Origin of the sequence: Paraburkholderia atlantica (assembly GCF_000092885.1) — a bacterium.
GTDB classification, from domain to species: domain Bacteria; phylum Pseudomonadota; class Gammaproteobacteria; order Burkholderiales; family Burkholderiaceae; genus Paraburkholderia; species Paraburkholderia atlantica.
This window is the reverse complement of the sequence record NC_014117.1, coordinates 1,498,505-1,514,899: the sequence shown is the minus strand read 5'-3', so window position 1 is coordinate 1,514,899 and position 16,395 is coordinate 1,498,505. Positions and strand designations below refer to the sequence as shown.

The following is a 16,395-nucleotide window of genomic DNA, read 5'->3' as shown; positions in this document are numbered from 1 at the left end:
AGCGCCGTTACAACAGCCTACGGCGCGTCGCGTCATTCGCCGCCGTAGAAGTTCTGCGCGCCCGCAAAATTATCGAACTTCGTGTATTGACCATGGAACGTGAGTCGAACGGGGCCGATCGGACCATTCCGCTGCTTGCCGATGATGATCTCCGCGGTGCCCTTGTCGGGGCTGTCCGGGTTGTACACTTCGTCGCGGTAGATGAACAGGATCACGTCGGCGTCCTGCTCGATAGCGCCCGATTCGCGCAGGTCCGACATGATCGGCCGCTTGTTCGGTCGCTGCTCGAGGCCACGGTTCAGCTGCGACAATGCGATCACCGGCACGTCGAGCTCCTTCGCGAGGCTCTTCAGCGAACGCGAGATTTCCGAGATTTCGGTCGCGCGGTTTTCGCCCGACGACGAGCCGCTCATCAGCTGCAGGTAGTCGATGATGATCAGCCCGAGCTTGCCGCACTGGCGCGACAGCCGACGCGCGCGCGAGCGCAGTTCCATCGGGTTCAGACCGCCGGTTTCGTCGATGAAGATCTGCGCCTCGCTCATTTTCTGCACCGCGTGCGTGAGCTTCGGCCAATCCTCGTCGGTCAGACGCCCGGTACGCATGCGATGCTGATCGAGCCGGCCAACCGAACCGAGCATACGCATCGTGAGCTGCGTGCCCGGCATTTCCATCGAGAACACCGCGACGGGCAGTCCGTACTCGACCGCGACGTATTCGCCGATGTTCATCGAAAACGCCGTCTTACCCATCGACGGACGGCCCGCGACGATGATCAGCTCACCGCCGTGCATGCCTGAAGTCATGCGGTCCAGATCGACGAAGCCGGTCGGCGTGCCGGTCACGTCGCTCGGATTGGCGGTGTGATAGAGCGTGTCGATGCGTTCGACCACTTCGGTCAGCAGCGGCCCGATTTCGAGGAAGCCCTGGGTGCCGCGCGCGCCGTCTTCGGCGATCGAGAACACCTTCGATTCCGCTTCGTCCAGCAATTGCCGGACTTCCTTGCCTTGCGGGTTGAACGCGTCGGCGGAGATTTCATCGGCGACCGATACGAGACGGCGCAGCACCGCACGGTCGCGCACGATTTCCGCATAGCGACGAATATTGGCCGCGCTCGGCGTGTTCTGCGCGAGCGCGTTCAGGTAAGCGAGGCCGCCGACCTCTTCCGCCTTGCCCGAGGTGCCGAGCGCTTCGTAGACGGTGACCACGTCGGCCGGACGCGTGGCCGCGATCAGCTTGCCGATGTGCTCGAAGATGATGCGGTGGTCGTAACGGTAAAAGTCGCTCTGCGCGAGGAAGTCGGCGATGCGGTCCCACGCCGCGTTGTCGAGCAGCAGGCCGCCCAGCACCGATTGCTCGGCTTCGATCGAATGCGGGGGGACTTTCAGCGACTCGAGTTGGGGATCTTTGGACGGTGCGTTCATGGGGAGGAATTATCGGGCAATCCGACGACGGCTGCGAGCGGAAAAAACGCCAACTCGGGGAAACACGACCGATAGTCGGGCACAAAAAAAAGCAGGGGCCGGTTACCCGGCCCCTGCCTTTCACCAGCAAAGCGCTGGCTGATCCTGCGTGATGCTCAGCGCTCGACTTAGACGTGCTCGCCGATCACCGCCACCGTCACATCGACGAGAACGTCGGTGTGTAGCGAAACCTGAACCGGGTGCTCGCCTACCATCTTCAGCGGGCCTTCCGGCAGACGCACTTGCGCCTTTTCCACTGCGAAGCCTTGCTTGCCCAGTGCTTCGGCGATGTCAGCGTTCGTCACCGAACCGAACAGACGGCCGTCGACGCCAGCCTTCTGATTGATCTGAACCGTCTGACCTGCCAGCTTTTCGCCTTGAGCCTGAGCGGCTGCCAGCTTTTCAGCGGCGACCTTTTCGAGTTCTGCGCGGCGCACTTCAAATTCAGCCAGGGCTTCCTTCGTTGCACGGCGAGCTTGCTTGTTCGGGATCAGGAAGTTACGTGCGTAACCGTCCTTGACCTTCACGATGTCGCCCAGGTTACCCAGATTGACGACTTTTTCCAGAAGAATGATTTGCATTCGGATGCTCCTTATCGCGTCGTCGGGTTATGCCTTGTGCTGGTCGGTGTACGGCATCAGCGCGAGGAAACGCGCGCGCTTGATAGCCGTGTCCAGCTGGCGTTGATAGTGCGCCTTGGTACCCGTGAGACGTGCCGGCGTGATCTTGCCGTTCTCGCCGATGAAGTCCTTCAGCGTTTCGATGTCTTTGTAGTCGATGTACTCGACGCCAGCGGCCGTGAAACGGCAGAACTTCTTGCGCTTGAAGAGCGGGTTCTGTTGCTGACGACGCTTGTCGAATTTCTTACCAGTCGGGCGGGGCATGATTAGTCCTTTCCAATGTCCTGCAATGCTGTGATGTGAAATACCAGAGTTCGCGCGTTACGGTGCTTTTTAGCCAGAAAACCTGTGAAGAGCGTTTCGACGCCCATCTGACAGTTTTCGAGCTTACCGCTCGCTTCGCCCGCGGCGACCGCCTGCACGGTCAGTTCGACCTGACGGGCAATGCCCGCCTCGACGACTTCCGTGCGGTGGTGCAACGTGCAGCTTGCAATCGGAACGCCGGCGGGGGTATACCGCACCGCTTCGCGTTCGACGACGCTCGCCGTGAGTTGCAGCCGGTTCATGTACTTGAGATGCCTTCGTGTACGTGAGCGGAGCGACGCTGCGTGTCTGGTAGCTTAACTAGTGTGTCTTAAGCCTGCGCTTCGGTCGGCTGAGCGGCTGCCGACTTCTTGGCTTCTTCGCGCTGCACTTCCTTCATCATCGGCGACGGGCCGGTTTCGGCCTTCTTCATCTTGACGATGAGGTGACGCAGAACGGCGTCGTTGAACTTGAACGCGTGTTCCAGCTCGTCGAGCGTGGTCTGGTCGCACTCGATGTTCATGCAGACGTAGTGAGCCTTCGCGAGTTTCTCGATCATGTAGGCCAGTTGGCGACGGCCCCAGTCTTCGACGCGGTGGATCTGACCACCGTGCGACGTGATCGTGCTCTTGTAACGTTCGATCATGGCGGGCACTTGCTCGCTTTGATCGGGATGCACGATAAAGACGATTTCGTAATGACGCATTACACACTCCTTGTGCTGACTTTTGGATAGAAGCCGCCCGGGCGTCGGAACCGGTGCGGCAAGTGAGAAGCCGAAGAGTGTAACCCGAATGGGGCCGGGTTGCAAGGTATTCCGCCGATTCGGCGGCGGAATCGGACATGTTTTCAAGAGCTTAGGGCGGCGGGTCACGGAAGCGGGGCTGTTCTTGTCCCGTCAACCGGCTTCCGTACGTTGGCTGCCGCTCTGCAACCGCGCTCTGAGCGCCGCTTCGAAGCCCGTGAGCGCATCGGGCGCGGCGTCCGTGATCGCCCACCACGTCATGCCCGCCGCGTCCCAGTGCGCGATCGAATAGCCGTCGTGACCGAGCGCCGCCGGCGCCGCGCCCCCCGCCGTGGACTGCGGAAACACGTATACGTCGATTACGTGCTTGCCGTAGCGGTATACGAGCACCGCGACCCGCTGATGCGCGATGTAGTCGAGCCGGCCACCCTGAAGCGCGAAGCCGGCCGCCGCGAGGTCCTCGACCGGCGGCGAATAGTCGAGCCGGCCGTTGAACCACGGCTTCACCGTGTGACGGTCGGTCGAAATCACGTCGATGTCGCGGCCGGAGACCTGCGCGCGCACATGGCTTTCGACGAGTTCGTCGGTGAACGGCGAGGATGCGGTCGGGCGGTGCAGCGTCAGCGTCAGCACCGCGGCGGCCGCGCACAACGCGATCACCAGTGCCGCGAGGCCGCCGCGAGACGCCGCTCGGTTTGCACCGCCCGCGCCGAGCGGGTCGCCGAAGCCCCCGAGCCATCCGTCGAGCCACGCGAGCCACCACGCCCCGCGACGCTGACGCCGAGGTTGCTGCGTCGGCGACTGCGTCATCCCGGCGGCAGACTCCTTCGGTGCATCGTCAGGCGCCGCCGTCGCGGCCGCGACCGCGGACCCTTCGTCGACGACGCCGGGCAAGCCCGCCACGATCCGCGCCCGCAACGACTGCGGCGCCCGATGATACGGCGCCGCGCGCAGCGCGCCGCTCAGCGCGCGCACGTTGTCGCTCGCGCGCCGGCAGTCGTCGCAGCTCTCGATATGCTGCTGGACCCGGCGCGCATCGGGCGCCGGCAGTTCGTGATCGGCATTCGCATCGAGGAGCGGCCGAGCTTCGTTACAGTCCATCCGGCGTCTCCTGAGCGGGGTCGGCGGCAGCGCCGGGAATGTTGAGGGGCCGGCCGTCGGCAAACGCCCGGAGCTGCGTCACTGTTGCGGTGGCGGGCATACCCGCCGACGATGCCGGGCGACCGTCGCCTGAACTTCTGGCCGGCTGGGCGCAGGGTGCAGGCGGCGCGGTGGCCGCCGACCTCGCGAGTCGCCCGGATTGCGCGTCCCGATTCGATCGCGCCTCCTGCCGGCTACCCTGCCCGCCCTTGCGCCCTTTGTCGACCGGCTCCCCTCCGCCTCGCTGCTGCGCCATCAACACCTCCGCCAGCTTGCGCCGCCCACGCGCGAGCCGCGACATCACCGTACCGATCGGCACGTCGGCCACCACCGCGATCTCCCGATATCCCATCTCTTCGAGCTCACGCAAGATCAGCACCTCGCGATACTCGACCGGCAAAAGCGCCAGCGCATCGTGCACCAGTCGCACGTCCTCGTCGCGGATCAGCAGCGTCTGCGGATCGTCGCCGCCAGCGCTCCAGCCGTCGAGGGTCGCATCGTCCATCGTTTCGTCGAATTCGAGCATGTCGTGCGACGGCGCGCGCCGCCGCCATTCCGTGTACCAGGTGCGGCGCACGATCGCGAGCAGCCAAGGCCGCGCGGAGTCGCCGCGAAACGTATCGAAGAAGCGGAACGCGCGCATGAACGCTTCCTGCACGACGTCCTCGGCATCGTTCGGATTGCCGCACAGCCAGCGCGCGAGGTTGTACGCGGCGTCGAGATGCGGCAACGCCAGCTGCTGGAAGCGGCGGCTTTTCGCTGCATCGGCATCGGCGTCGGTGCCAGCATTTGGCTCGCCGCGCGCGCTGGCGGCGTCTGAGTCGGTCTGGACCACGTGGGTCCCTCCAAGGGCATGGCGGCTGCGTCGTGCGGGTCGCTGCTGTCGAGCGCCCTGCGTGGTGTCGTTCCTGACGTGTCTTTCACAGCAGAACTGGCCATAGACCCAGTTTATTCCCGACTTCCGCCGGGAATCGCCAAAAGTTCGGGCTCGCCCGCGCGCCTCTCGCCAACTAGTACGCCCGCTAGTACGACGGCCGGTTCCAGTAGTCGTCGCTCGCGTACACGTCTTTCAGATAGTCGATGAAATAGCGCACCCGCGCCGGCACGTAGCGCTGCTGCGGATAGACCGCAAGGATGTCGTAATCGGGCAGCGCATACTCGTCGAGCACGGTTTCGAGCTCGCCGCGCGCGAGCTGCTGCTGGATTTCCCATGTCGAGCGCCAGCCGAGTCCGAGCCCTTCCGAAACCCAGCGATGCAGAAGTTCGCCATCGTTGCAATCGAGCGAGCCGCCCACTCGCACCGTCGCGAGCTTGCCGTTGCGGCGGAAGTACCAGCCGCGGTTCTGCCCGCCTTGCAGATTGAACGCGAGGCAGTTGTGGGCCGGCAGATCCTCGAGCGTCTTCGGCTTGCCGTGACGACGGAAATACTCGGGTGTACCGCACACCACACGCCGGTTCGACGCGAGCTTCACCGCTACGAAGTTCGGATCGACCGTGCCGCCGATGCGAATCGACAGGTCGTAACCCTCGCGCACCAGATCGACGACCCGATCGGTCAGATTGAACGACATCTGCAACTCGGGTTTGTCGCGCAAAAACGCGGGCGCGAGCGGCGCGACGTGCTTGCGGCCGAACGCGGCCGGCGCCGACACGATCAGATGGCCGTTCACCGCGCGGCGCCCCGCGCTCAGTTCGTTTTCCGCCTGATCCCATTCGCTGAGGAGCCCGCGGCAGCGTTCGAGAAACGCGGCGCCGTCCTCGCTGACCACCAGCCGCCGCGTCGTGCGATACATCAGCTTCACGCCGAGGCGCTTCTCCAGCGCGTCGATACGCCGCCCCAGAATCACCGGCGACACGCCCTCCTCCAGCGCCGCGGCCGCGAGACTGCCCGCATCGGCGACCCGCACGAAGGTTTCGATCTGTTTGAAGCGGTCCATGCTCGTCTCCCACCTGTCTCTTGCCGGGCTGATGCCGGCCGTGCGCCGGGCGTCACGCTATTCCATACTTTTTGTTTCGGAATAAGCGACCCGGACTGATCTTATCAAACCTTTAGCGCAGGCCTACAGTGTCCCTCAACCGACGTAATTACCGACATTGAGGAGACATCCATGGCCAAGATGAGAGCCGTCGACGCCGCCGTTCTGGTGCTCGAAAAAGAAGGCATCGATACCGCGTTCGGCGTGCCGGGCGCCGCGATCAACCCGTTCTACTCGGCGATGCGCAAAGCCGGCGGCATCAGCCACGTGCTCGCGCGTCACGTCGAGGGCGCATCGCACATGGCCGAGGGCTATACGCGTGCCCAGCCGGGCAACATCGGCGTATGCATCGGCACATCGGGCCCCGCCGGCACCGACATGATCACCGGTTTGTATTCCGCTCAGGCCGACTCGATTCCTATTCTGGCTATCACAGGTCAGGCGCCGCGCGCGCGTCTGTACAAGGAAGACTTCCAGGCCGTCGATATCGAAGCGATCGCGAAGCCCGTCACCAAGTGGGCCGTGACCGTGCGCGAGCCGGCGCTGGTGCCGCGCGTGTTCCAGCAGGCGTTTCATGTGATGCGCTCGGGCCGTCCGGGTCCGGTGCTGGTCGACCTGCCGATCGACGTGCAACTGGCCGAAATCGAATTCGATATCGACACGTACGAACCCCTGCCGGTCTACAAGCCGAAGGCAACCCGCAAGCAGATCGAAGCCGCGCTGACGCTGCTCAACGAGGCCGACAAGCCGCTGATCGTATCGGGCGGCGGTGTGTTGAACGCCGTGGCCGAAGATCTGCTCGTGAAGTTCGCCGAAACGGTGGGCGTGCCGGTGATCCCGACACTGATGTCGTGGGGCGCGATTGCCGACGACCATCCGCTGATGGCCGGCATGGTCGGTCTGCAGACCTCGCATCGCTACGGCAACGCGACGATGCTCGCGTCCGACTTCGTGCTCGGCATCGGCAACCGCTGGGCCAACCGTCACACCGGCAGCGTCGATGTGTATACGAAAGGCCGCAAATTCGTGCACGTCGATATCGAACCGACGCAGATCGGCCGTGTGTTCGGCCCGGACCTCGGCATCGTGTCGGACGCGAAGGCCGCGCTCGAACTGTTCGTCGAAGTCGCCGGCGAATGGAAGGCCGCGGGCAAGCTGAAGGATCGCAGCGCGTGGGTCGCCGATTGCCAGCAACGCAAGCGCACGATGCTGCGCAAGACCCACTTCGACAACGTGCCGATGAAGCCGCAGCGCGTCTACGAAGAGATGAACCAGGTGTTCGGCCGCGATACCTGCTACGTGAGCACCATCGGCTTGTCGCAGATCGCGGCCGCGCAATTCCTGCACGTGTACAAGGCGCGCAACTGGATCAACTGCGGCCAGGCCGGCCCGCTCGGCTGGACGATTCCGGCGGCGCTCGGCGTGCGCGCGGCCGATCCGCAACGGCCGATCGTCGCGCTGTCCGGCGACTACGACTTCCAGTTCATGATCGAAGAGCTCGCGGCCGGCGCGCAATTCAAGCTGCCGTACGTGCACGTCGTCGTGAACAACTCGTACCTCGGGCTGATCCGCCAGGCCCAGCGCGCGTTCGAAATGGACTACTGCGTGCAGCTCGGCTTCGAGAACATCAATTCACCGGAGACCAACGGCTATGGCGTCGATCACGTCGCGGTGGCCGTTGGTCTCGGCTGCAAGGCGATTCGCGTGTTCAGGCCGGAAGAGTTGAAGCCGGCGCTGCAAAAAGCGCAGTCGATGCTCGCCGAGTTCAACGTGCCGGTGATCGTCGAAGTGATTCTCGAGCGCGTGACCAACATCTCGATGGGCACCGAGATCGACGCGATCAACGAGTTCGAGGAACTCGCCGGGAAGCGCGAGGACGCGCCGACCGCGATCAGCCTGCTCGACTGAGCGTCGCGCCTTCGCGGTATCCGCAGCATTCAGCGCGCACGATGCGCGAGGGCCGAGTTCATGCTCCGCGCCCTCGCCTCATCACGCCCGGCGCGCCATCCCTGACCGACCTGAGAGACAAACGCACCATGCCGAAATTCGCAGCGAACCTGACGATGCTGTTCAACGAAGTGCCGTTCCTCGACCGTTTCGCGGCAGCAGCCAATGCCGGCTTTCACGCCGTCGAATTCCTGTTCCCGTATCCGTATTCGATCGCCGAATTGAGCGAACGTCTGCAGCAGAACCGCCTGAAGCTGGTGCTGCACAACCTGCCGGCGGGCAACTGGGAAGCCGGCGAACGCGGCATCGCGTGTCTGCCCGATCGGGTCGCCGAGTTCCAGGAAGGCGTCGGACGTGCGATCGAATACGCAAGCGCGTTGAAGGTGCCGCAACTGAACTGCCTCGTCGGCATTCCGGGCGCGAAAATCTCTGCCGACACCGCCCGCGCGACGATCGTCGACAACCTGCGCTTTGCCGCGCGCGAGTTGAAGAAGGCCGGCATCCGGCTGCTCGTCGAGCCGTGCAACTCGTACGATATTCCGGGCTTCGCGCTGAACCGTTCACGCGATGGACTCGACGTGATTCGCGAGGTCGGCTCGGACAATCTGTTCCTGCAATACGACATCTATCACATGCAGCGGATGGAAGGCGAACTTGCGGCGACGATCGAAAAGAACCTCGCGCAGATCGCGCATATCCAGCTCGCGGACAACCCCGGACGGCACGAGCCGGGCACCGGCGAGATCAACTATCCGTATCTGTTCGCGCTGCTCGACTCGCTCGGCTACGACGGCTACGTCGGTTGCGAATACAAGCCGCGCACGACGACCGAGGCCGGCCTCGGCTGGGTGCAAAGCGTGGCCGGTCAGGCGCGCGGCGCGGCGCACGCGGCGGCTTGAGACGCGTTGGGCTCAACGCACGCCCTCTATAAACCCTGGAGATTCACCCACATGGCAAAGATCGGCTTCATCGGACTCGGCATCATGGGCGCCCACATGGCGCGCAACCTCATCAAGGGCGGTCACACGCTGTTCGTCAACGGCGCGTATCCTGTGCCGGACGACATCGCGAAGAGCACGAACGTCGTCGCCAGTTCGACCGCGGTCGCGCAGGCCGCCGACATCGTCATCATCATGGTGCCGGACACGCCTGACGTCGCCAACGTGCTGTTCGCCGACGACGGCGTCGCCGCGGGTCTCACCAGAGGCAAGCTCGTGATCGACATGAGCTCGATCTCGCCGCTCGACACTCAGGCGTTCGCGAAGAAGATCAACGCGCTAGGCGTCGACTATCTCGATGCACCGGTATCCGGCGGCGAAATCGGCGCGCGCGACGCGACGCTGACGATCATGGTCGGCGGTCCCGAGAAAGCCTTTGCGCTAGCCAAGCCGCTGTTCGACCTGATGGGCAAGAACATCTCGCTGATCGGCGAGAACGGCGCGGGTCAGACCTGCAAGGTCGCGAACCAGATCATCGTCGCGCTGAACATCGAAGCGGTCGCGGAAGCGCTGCTGTTCGCGTCGCGCTCGGGCGCCGATCCGGAGCGCGTGCGGCGAGCGTTGATGGGCGGCTTCGCGTCATCGCGAATTCTCGAAGTGCATGGCGAGCGCATGACGAAGCGCACGTTCAATCCGGGCTTTCGAATCGAACTGCATCAGAAGGACCTGAATCTCGCGCTCGATGGCGCGCGCAAGCTTGGGATCGCGCTGCCGCATACCGCGAGCGCGCAGCAGTTGTTCAGCGTCTGCGCGGCGAATGGCGGCAAGGCGTGGGATCACTCGGCGATGGTGCGCGCGCTCGAGATCATGGCGAATCATGAGGTCGCGCAAACGCCGGACAGCAAGGAAGCGAAGGCGGCTTGAGGTCCCCCTTCGTGGTTCCTGTGTGGTTGAGCTCGTCGTCGATTGCGCTGATAGCCGCTTCGGCATCCGCGCCGTGATGATGAGCACAGGTGGGGCGCCCGTTCGTCGCCCGGCGGCTTAGGCTGCTGGCGCGGCGAAACGGGCAAATCGCGCCGCTCTGGGCTGAGAGCGGCAAGTGGGGTCCGCAGCGGCACCCGGCGACGCCGAGGAAGCCTTGGTCGGTCAGACGTCGTCGTTGGGTGTCCGGCTGTCGGATTCGTCAATCAATATGTATCGAACACCTTCTGCAACGCGGCCGGCGCGGTATGGCCCGCCGCCAGCGCCAGCATCAACAGAACCCTCGCCTTATACGGATTCAGCGCACCCGCGCTGATGAAGCCGAGTGCATCGTCGGCGGCCGCGCCGTTGTGCATCACATGCCCCGAGCCGACTCGCGACGAGCGCACCACCGCGATGCCGCGCGCCACCGCCTCGACCAGCGCCTGCTGCAACGCCTGATGAATCGAGCCATTGCCCGTGCCCGCGACGACGATGCCGCGCACGCCCGCGGCGATGAGCGCATCGACGGCGATCCGCGATACCCCGGCATAACTCGTGACGATCTCCACCTGCGGCCACGCCGCATCGATCGCGAATTCGCTCGCGAGCGTATGCGCGCGCACCACCTCGCGCTGGAATTCGACGCGGCCATCCTGCACCCAGCCTAGCGCGCCGATCTCGGGCGACTGGAACGCATCGACCGCATAGGTGCTTGTCTTTACGACGTCGCGCGCGCAATGAATGCGGTTATTGAACGCGACCAGCACTCCCTGCCCGCGCGAAGTCCCATGTGCCGCCACCGTCACCGCGTTCAGCAGATTCAACGGACCATCGGCCGATAGCGCCGACGCCGGGCGCATCGCCGCGGTCAGCACGACCGGCTTGTCCGACTTGACGGTTAGATGCAGCAGATAAGCGGTTTCTTCGAGCGTGTCGGTGCCGTGCGTGACGACCACGCCGTCGATGTCATCGCTCGCGAGCAGCGCGTTGATGCGTTGTGTGAGCGTGATCCATAGCGGCAGCGCCATGTCCTTGCTGTCGATGCTGGTGATCTGCTCCGGCGCGATGCGCGCAACCGTGGACAGCGCCGGCACCGCCGCCAGCAACTGATCGACGCCGACGATACCTGCCTGGTAGCCGGACGTGTTGGCAGCATCGGGTGCCGCGCCGGCGATCGTGCCACCGGTCGCGAGCACAGCGATGCACGGCAGCGACGACGTGGCGGGAGGACCCGGGAGAGAGGAAGTCGAGGTATTCATGGCGGCGATTGTAAGCGATGCGCCACGCGCCGCCATGCGCGGACGATCAGACGCAGACTCGCCTCGCTTGAGCGTGCGCGACATACGAGCGGGCTCGAATCCCATGCGGCGCCGAGCTGCACTCATCAGCACAGGTATTGACGATGGGCATCGCTGGACTTTTCATACTCGATGAGAGACATAGGGCGCCCCTTTCCATTCGTCGTCCTGTCAGGATTTCTCAGTGCCGCAGCGCCCAAATTCGCGCCGGCGTCGATTCGGACCCGGCCTATTTTCGCCTCATCTCAAAAATATAAACTAAACCCAGTTAAACAGATTTACCCAAAGCCCGCCCACGGTTGACCAGCCAGAATCTCGCCGGTTATTACTGCGGCCATGAGCTTGGAAAACGTTCCCGCTCCTGATTTTGCGGCTGATATTGAACAGCGAAAAAAGGGCAACGTCGATCTTCAAATAGTTCGTATAACTACTCTTCTTAAACATTAAAAGGAATGATGTCATGAACAAGTCATATGTCAGCGTCTGGAATGAAGCGCTTGGTTCGTGGGTAGCGGCTTCCGAAAATACGGTTGCGCGCGGCAAGCGTAGCAAGGCAAAAGTCATCACCGCTGCCGTGGCCTTGAGTCTGGTGGCCGGGTATAGCGGCATCGCCTTTGGCTATGTGGCAAACGCAGTGCCCAAGTACGGCAACCTTGTTGTCGACAACACCGCCGCTGGCACTGTCGCCGCAAGTACCACCGGCGCAGGATCAATTGCGATTGGAGTCGGGGCGAGCGCTGGTGGCCAGAGTGGCGGCGACTATTCAGCGATTGCCATCGGCGTTGACGCATTTACGAATGGCCAGGCCACGACGGCAATCGGTGAGTCAGCGTCAGTCACCGGTAATCGTTCGATGGCGATCGGCAATTCTTCCAATGTGTCCGCTGAGAATAGTGTGGCACTGGGCGCATCCACCACGGTCACGGCCACCGGTAGCGTTGCGTTGGGCGTGGGCAGTGTGGCCGACCAGGCAAACACGGTATCCGTAGGTTCCGCTGCGAGCCAGCGCCGAATCGTGAACATGGCGGCGGGGACGGTCAACGCGACCAGCACGGACGCCATTAACGGCAGCCAGCTGTATGCAGTCTCGGCGAGCGTCGCCGCGGGGTTAGGCGGCGGTTCGACGGTGAACCCGGACGGCACCCTCTCGGCACCTAGCTACAGGGTAGGCGGCACGACGGTCAGCAATATGGGTGAGGCGATTACCAACCTCGACGGCCGTACAACGGAGAACACGGCGGACATTACACAGAACACGAGCGACATCGCGAACGTGCGGAACCAGCTGGCTGATGGCTCAATCGGCCTGGTGCAGCAGGATGCGACCAGCAAGGTCATCACGGTGGCCAAGGGTCTGGATGGCACGACGGTGGACTTCAGCGGCACCGATGGCGCCCGCTCGCTGAGCGGCGTGAAGGCCGGTGCGCTGGGCGACACCAGCACCGAAGCGGTGAACGGTTCGCAGCTGCACGCGACCAACCAGAATGTGGCGGCCAATACGTCCAGCATTGCGGCCAACACGACGAACATCACCGGCCTGGACAGCCGAGTGACCACGGTGGACAACCGCGTCACCAGCATCGACAGCCGCGTGACCAACGTGGAAGGCTCAGTCACGAACCTGACGCAGCAGCTGGACGGCGGCAGCGTCGGCCTGGTGCAGCAGGATGCGACCAGCAAGATCATCACGGTGGCCAAGGGTCTGGATGGCACGACGGTGAACTTCAGCGGCACCGATGGCGCCCGCTCGCTGAGCGGCGTGAAGGCCGGTGCGCTGGGCGACACCAGCACCGAAGCGGTGAACGGTTCGCAGCTGCACGCGACCAACCAGAATGTGGCGGCCAATACGTCCAGCATTGCGGCCAACACGACGAACATCACCGGCCTGGACAGCCGAGTGACCACGGTGGACAACCGCGTCACCAGCATCGACAGCCGCGTGACCAACGTGGAAGGCTCGGTCACGAACCTGACGCAGCAGCTGGACGGCGGCAGCGTCGGCATGGTGCAGCAGGATGCGACCAGCAAGATCATCACGGTGGCCAAGGGTCTGGATGGCACGACGGTGAACTTCAGCGGCACCGATGGCGCCCGCTCGCTGAGCGGCGTGAAGGCCGGTGCGCTGGGCGACACCAGCACCGAAGCGGTGAACGGTTCGCAGCTGCACGCGACCAACCAGAATGTGGCGGCCAATACGTCCAGCATTGCGGCCAACACGACGAACATCACCGGCCTGGACAGCCGAGTGACCACGGTGGACAACCGCGTCACCAGCATCGACAGCCGCGTGACCAACGTGAAGGCTCAGTCACGAACCTGACGCAGCAGCTGGACGGCGGCAGCGTCGGCCTGGTGCAGCAGGATGCGACCAGCAAGATCATCGCGGTGGCCAAGGGGCTGGACGGCACGACGGTGAACTTCAGCGGCACCGATGGCGCCCGCTCGCTGAGCGGCGTGAAGGCCGGTGCGCTGGGCGACACCAGCACCGAAGCGGTGAACGGTTCGCAGCTGCACGCGACCAACCAGAATGTGGCGGCCAATACGTCCAGCATTGCGGCCAACACGACGAACATCACCGGCCTGGACAGCCGAGTGACCAACGTAGAAGGCTCGGTCACGAACCTGACGCAGCAGCTGGACGGCGGCAGCGTCGGCCTGGTGCAGCAGGATGCGACCAGCAAGGTCATCACGGTGGCCAAGGGGCTGGACGGCACGACGGTGGACTTCAGCGGTACCGATGGCGTGCGCACGCTGAGCGGCGTGGCCGACGGTGCGGTTGCTGCGGGCAGCAAGGAAGCCATCAACGGCAGCCAGCTGTATGCGAACTCGGCGAGCGTGGCCGCGGGTCTGGGCGGTGGTTCGACCGTGAACGCTGACGGCACGGTCAGCGCGCCGAGCTACAGCGTGGGTGGCACGACGGTGCATAGCGTAGGCGATGCCGTCACCAACCTGGACGACCGGGTGACGCAGAACACCGCGGACATCACGAAGCTGCAGACCCAGGTGGGCGATGTCGGGACGCAACTGTCGGGCGCAGTGCAGTACGACCGTAACGTTGACGGCTCGGTGAACTTCGGTTCCTTGACACTGGGTGGAGGCCAGAGCGCAGCTCCGGTGATCCTGACCAATGTGGCCAACGGTACGAGCCAGTACGACGCGGTGAACTACGGCCAGCTGTCGGCACTACAGGACCAGGTGACGGATCTCAACGGCCAGGTGAAGGATCTCGGTTCCCAGGTGTCAAACATCCAATCGGTCACCCCGGATGTTTCGTCGTCGGACAGCAACAATGGTGCTGTGGCCGATGTTTCGATGCCGGGTACCGGTGCAGGCAGCACGGTGGTCGGGGCAAACGCTAGCGCCGCAGCAGACAACGCGGTGGCAGTGGGCACCAATGCGGCGGCGACCGGCGTCAACTCGACGGCGATCGGCACGGGTGCGCAGGCTGGCCATGCGAACTCGGTGGCGTTGGGTCAGGGTTCGGTGACGGATCGCGATAACTCGGTGTCGGTCGGCTCACCGGGTAACGAACGCCAGATCACCAACGTTGCAGCGGGTACCGCAGACACGGACGCAGTCAATGTCGGTCAGATGAACAGCTCGGTCGCACAGGGCGTTCAGCAGGCCAACAACTACACCGATCAGCGTATCAACGCGACCAACCGGGCGATCAACGACGTCGCGAAGAACGCCTACGCAGGTATCGCAGCAGCGATGGCAATGCCGAACATGACGCCGTCGGGTCCGGGCAAAACCATCGTCGCAGCGGGTGGCGCGACGTACAAGGGCGGCAGCGCCGCAGCAGTAGGAGCAACGTACCGCTCACGGAACAATAAGTGGCTCGTCAACGCTGCGGTGTCGGTCACGTCCACGGGCGACGCTGGCGTGCGTGCGCACGTTGGCTACGAGTTCTGACAGCCATATCACGTAACGCACGAAGTCCGTTAATCCAATAGCTGTATAGCGGGTGTTTTGAAAGGGTCTTGCCGGGGAACGGCAAGACCCTTTTTTTGCTAAGCCGCCTCGCGCAACTGCGCCGCGATATCCGTCTCGCTCAATTGCGGCGCGAACATCTCGATCAGCCGATACGCGTACGCGCGCAGGAACGCTCCCTTGCGCAAACCGACCCGCGTCGTGCTCGCCTCGAACAGATGCTGCGTATCGAGCGCGACGAGTTCGGTGTCGCGCTTCGGGTCGTAGGCCATCGCCGCGACCACGCCGATGCCCATGCCGAGCTCGACGTAGGTCTTGATCACGTCGGCGTCGATCGCGGTCAGCACGACGTCGGGCAATGCGCCAGCTTTCGCGAATGCCTGGTCGATATGCGAGCGGCCCGTGAAGTCCTGGTCGTACGTGACGATCGGGAATTCGGCGATCTCGTCGAGCGTCAGGTTTTCGCGGCCGACCAGCGGATGATCCTTCGGCACGACCACCACGTGATGCCACGAATAGCACGGGAACGTGACGATGTCGGGGAAGCGGTCGAGCGCCTCGGTCGAGATGCCGATATCGGCCTCGCCGTTGATGATCATCTGCGCGATCTGCTGCGGGCTGCCCTGGCGCAGCGCCAGATGCACTTTTGGGAACACCGACGTGAACTGGCGAACCACCTTCGGCAACGCATAACGCGCCTGCGTATGGGTGGTCGCGACGACGAGGTGTCCGCTGTCCTGATCCGCGTATTGACGCGCGACGCGGCGCAGATTCTCCGCATCGAGCAGCATCCGCTCGATCAACTGATGCACGGCCTTGCCCGGTTCGGTGAGGCCCGTCAGCCGCTTGCCGCGGCGAATGAAAATGTCGACGCCGAGTTCATCCTCGAGATCCTTGATCTGCTTCGACACGCCCGACTGCGACGTGTACAGCACGTTCGCCACTTCGGTCAGGTTCATGTTCTGCCGCACGGCCTCGCGCACGAAGCGCAATTGCTGAAAATTCATCGTTGGGTCTCCGGTTCTGCCAGAGTTGAGTTATTAGAGCCGCCGAACGCCAAATGGGACCAGTC

The 16,395-nt window shown here is 63.8% G+C and carries 15 protein-coding genes; 5 read left to right on the top strand and 10 right to left on the bottom strand.

Annotated features, from left to right (window positions below; genetic code table 11):
* Positions 1-32: 32 nt before the first annotated feature.
* The 8 genes from BC1002_RS06750 to BC1002_RS06715 all read right to left on the bottom strand — a co-directional run bounded on the left by BC1002_RS06750 (position 33) and on the right by BC1002_RS06715 (position 6,205).
* A complete protein-coding gene (locus BC1002_RS06750; RefSeq protein WP_013089314.1) occupies positions 33-1,421 on the bottom strand; it encodes a replicative DNA helicase in 1,389 nt (462 codons plus the stop codon).
* 167 nt (positions 1,422-1,588) lie between these two features.
* On the bottom strand, positions 1,589-2,041 hold the full coding sequence (gene rplI / locus BC1002_RS06745; RefSeq protein WP_013089313.1) for a 50S ribosomal protein L9: 453 nt from the start codon (positions 2,039-2,041) through the stop codon (positions 1,589-1,591).
* A gap of 27 nt (positions 2,042-2,068) precedes the next feature.
* Positions 2,069-2,344: a 30S ribosomal protein S18 gene (rpsR, locus tag BC1002_RS06740; RefSeq protein ID WP_008922421.1), complete on the bottom strand. Its 276-nt coding sequence runs from the start codon at positions 2,342-2,344 to the stop codon at positions 2,069-2,071.
* A 2-nt stretch (positions 2,345-2,346) separates the two neighbouring features.
* Positions 2,347-2,646 carry a primosomal replication protein N gene (priB, locus tag BC1002_RS06735; protein ID WP_013089312.1) on the bottom strand — a complete coding sequence of 100 codons (300 nt, stop codon included), beginning with the start codon at positions 2,644-2,646 and terminating at the stop codon, positions 2,347-2,349.
* Between the two features lie 68 nt (positions 2,647-2,714).
* Positions 2,715-3,089 carry a 30S ribosomal protein S6 gene (rpsF, locus tag BC1002_RS06730; RefSeq protein ID WP_013089311.1) on the bottom strand — a complete coding sequence of 125 codons (375 nt, stop codon included), beginning with the start codon at positions 3,087-3,089 and terminating at the stop codon, positions 2,715-2,717.
* A 192-nt stretch (positions 3,090-3,281) separates the two neighbouring features.
* Positions 3,282-4,229, bottom strand: coding sequence for an anti-sigma factor family protein (locus BC1002_RS06725; RefSeq protein WP_013089310.1), 948 nt, complete (start codon positions 4,227-4,229; stop codon positions 3,282-3,284).
* Complete coding sequence (locus tag BC1002_RS06720; protein WP_013089309.1) at positions 4,219-5,103, bottom strand: RNA polymerase sigma factor; 885 nt, start codon at positions 5,101-5,103, stop codon at positions 4,219-4,221. The genes BC1002_RS06725 and BC1002_RS06720 overlap by 11 nt, the downstream gene beginning before the upstream one ends.
* Positions 5,104-5,290: 187 nt before the next feature.
* On the bottom strand, positions 5,291-6,205 hold the full coding sequence (locus BC1002_RS06715; protein WP_013089308.1) for a substrate binding domain-containing protein: 915 nt from the start codon (positions 6,203-6,205) through the stop codon (positions 5,291-5,293).
* 171 nt (positions 6,206-6,376) lie between these two features.
* Between BC1002_RS06715 and gcl the strand changes: the two genes are divergently transcribed.
* The 3 genes from gcl (at position 6,377) to BC1002_RS06700 (ending at position 10,053) form a co-directional block, all read left to right on the top strand.
* On the top strand, positions 6,377-8,152 hold the full coding sequence (gcl, locus tag BC1002_RS06710) for a glyoxylate carboligase (RefSeq protein ID WP_013089307.1): 1,776 nt from the start codon (positions 6,377-6,379) through the stop codon (positions 8,150-8,152).
* 128 nt (positions 8,153-8,280) lie between these two features.
* The gene (otnI, locus tag BC1002_RS06705; RefSeq protein ID WP_013089306.1) at positions 8,281-9,090 is read left to right on the top strand and encodes a 2-oxo-tetronate isomerase; all 810 of its coding nucleotides are present in this window, start codon (positions 8,281-8,283) and stop codon (positions 9,088-9,090) included.
* A gap of 51 nt (positions 9,091-9,141) precedes the next feature.
* Entirely contained in the window at positions 9,142-10,053 is a 912-nt protein-coding gene (locus BC1002_RS06700) for a 2-hydroxy-3-oxopropionate reductase (RefSeq protein WP_013089305.1), read from the top strand.
* 263 nt (positions 10,054-10,316) lie between these two features.
* Here the strand turns inward: BC1002_RS06700 and BC1002_RS06695 are convergent, their stop codons facing one another.
* Positions 10,317-11,351: an asparaginase gene (locus tag BC1002_RS06695; RefSeq protein ID WP_041734615.1), complete on the bottom strand. Its 1,035-nt coding sequence runs from the start codon at positions 11,349-11,351 to the stop codon at positions 10,317-10,319.
* A 499-nt stretch (positions 11,352-11,850) separates the two neighbouring features.
* Here BC1002_RS06695 and BC1002_RS35600 point away from each other — a divergent pair, with 499 nt between their 5' ends.
* Both BC1002_RS35600 and BC1002_RS06680 read left to right on the top strand, forming a co-directional pair.
* On the top strand, positions 11,851-13,710 hold the full coding sequence (locus BC1002_RS35600; RefSeq protein WP_013089303.1) for an ESPR-type extended signal peptide-containing protein: 1,860 nt from the start codon (positions 11,851-11,853) through the stop codon (positions 13,708-13,710).
* A gap of 32 nt (positions 13,711-13,742) precedes the next feature.
* Positions 13,743-15,305 (top strand): YadA family autotransporter adhesin, encoded by a 1,563-nt coding sequence (locus BC1002_RS06680; protein ID WP_013089302.1) that lies wholly within the window; start codon positions 13,743-13,745, stop codon positions 15,303-15,305.
* Between the two features lie 98 nt (positions 15,306-15,403).
* Here BC1002_RS06680 and BC1002_RS06675 read toward each other — a convergent pair whose 3' ends face one another.
* Positions 15,404-16,330 (bottom strand): CysB family HTH-type transcriptional regulator, encoded by a 927-nt coding sequence (locus tag BC1002_RS06675; protein ID WP_013089301.1) that lies wholly within the window; start codon positions 16,328-16,330, stop codon positions 15,404-15,406.
* Between the last annotated feature and the right edge of the window lie 65 nt (positions 16,331-16,395).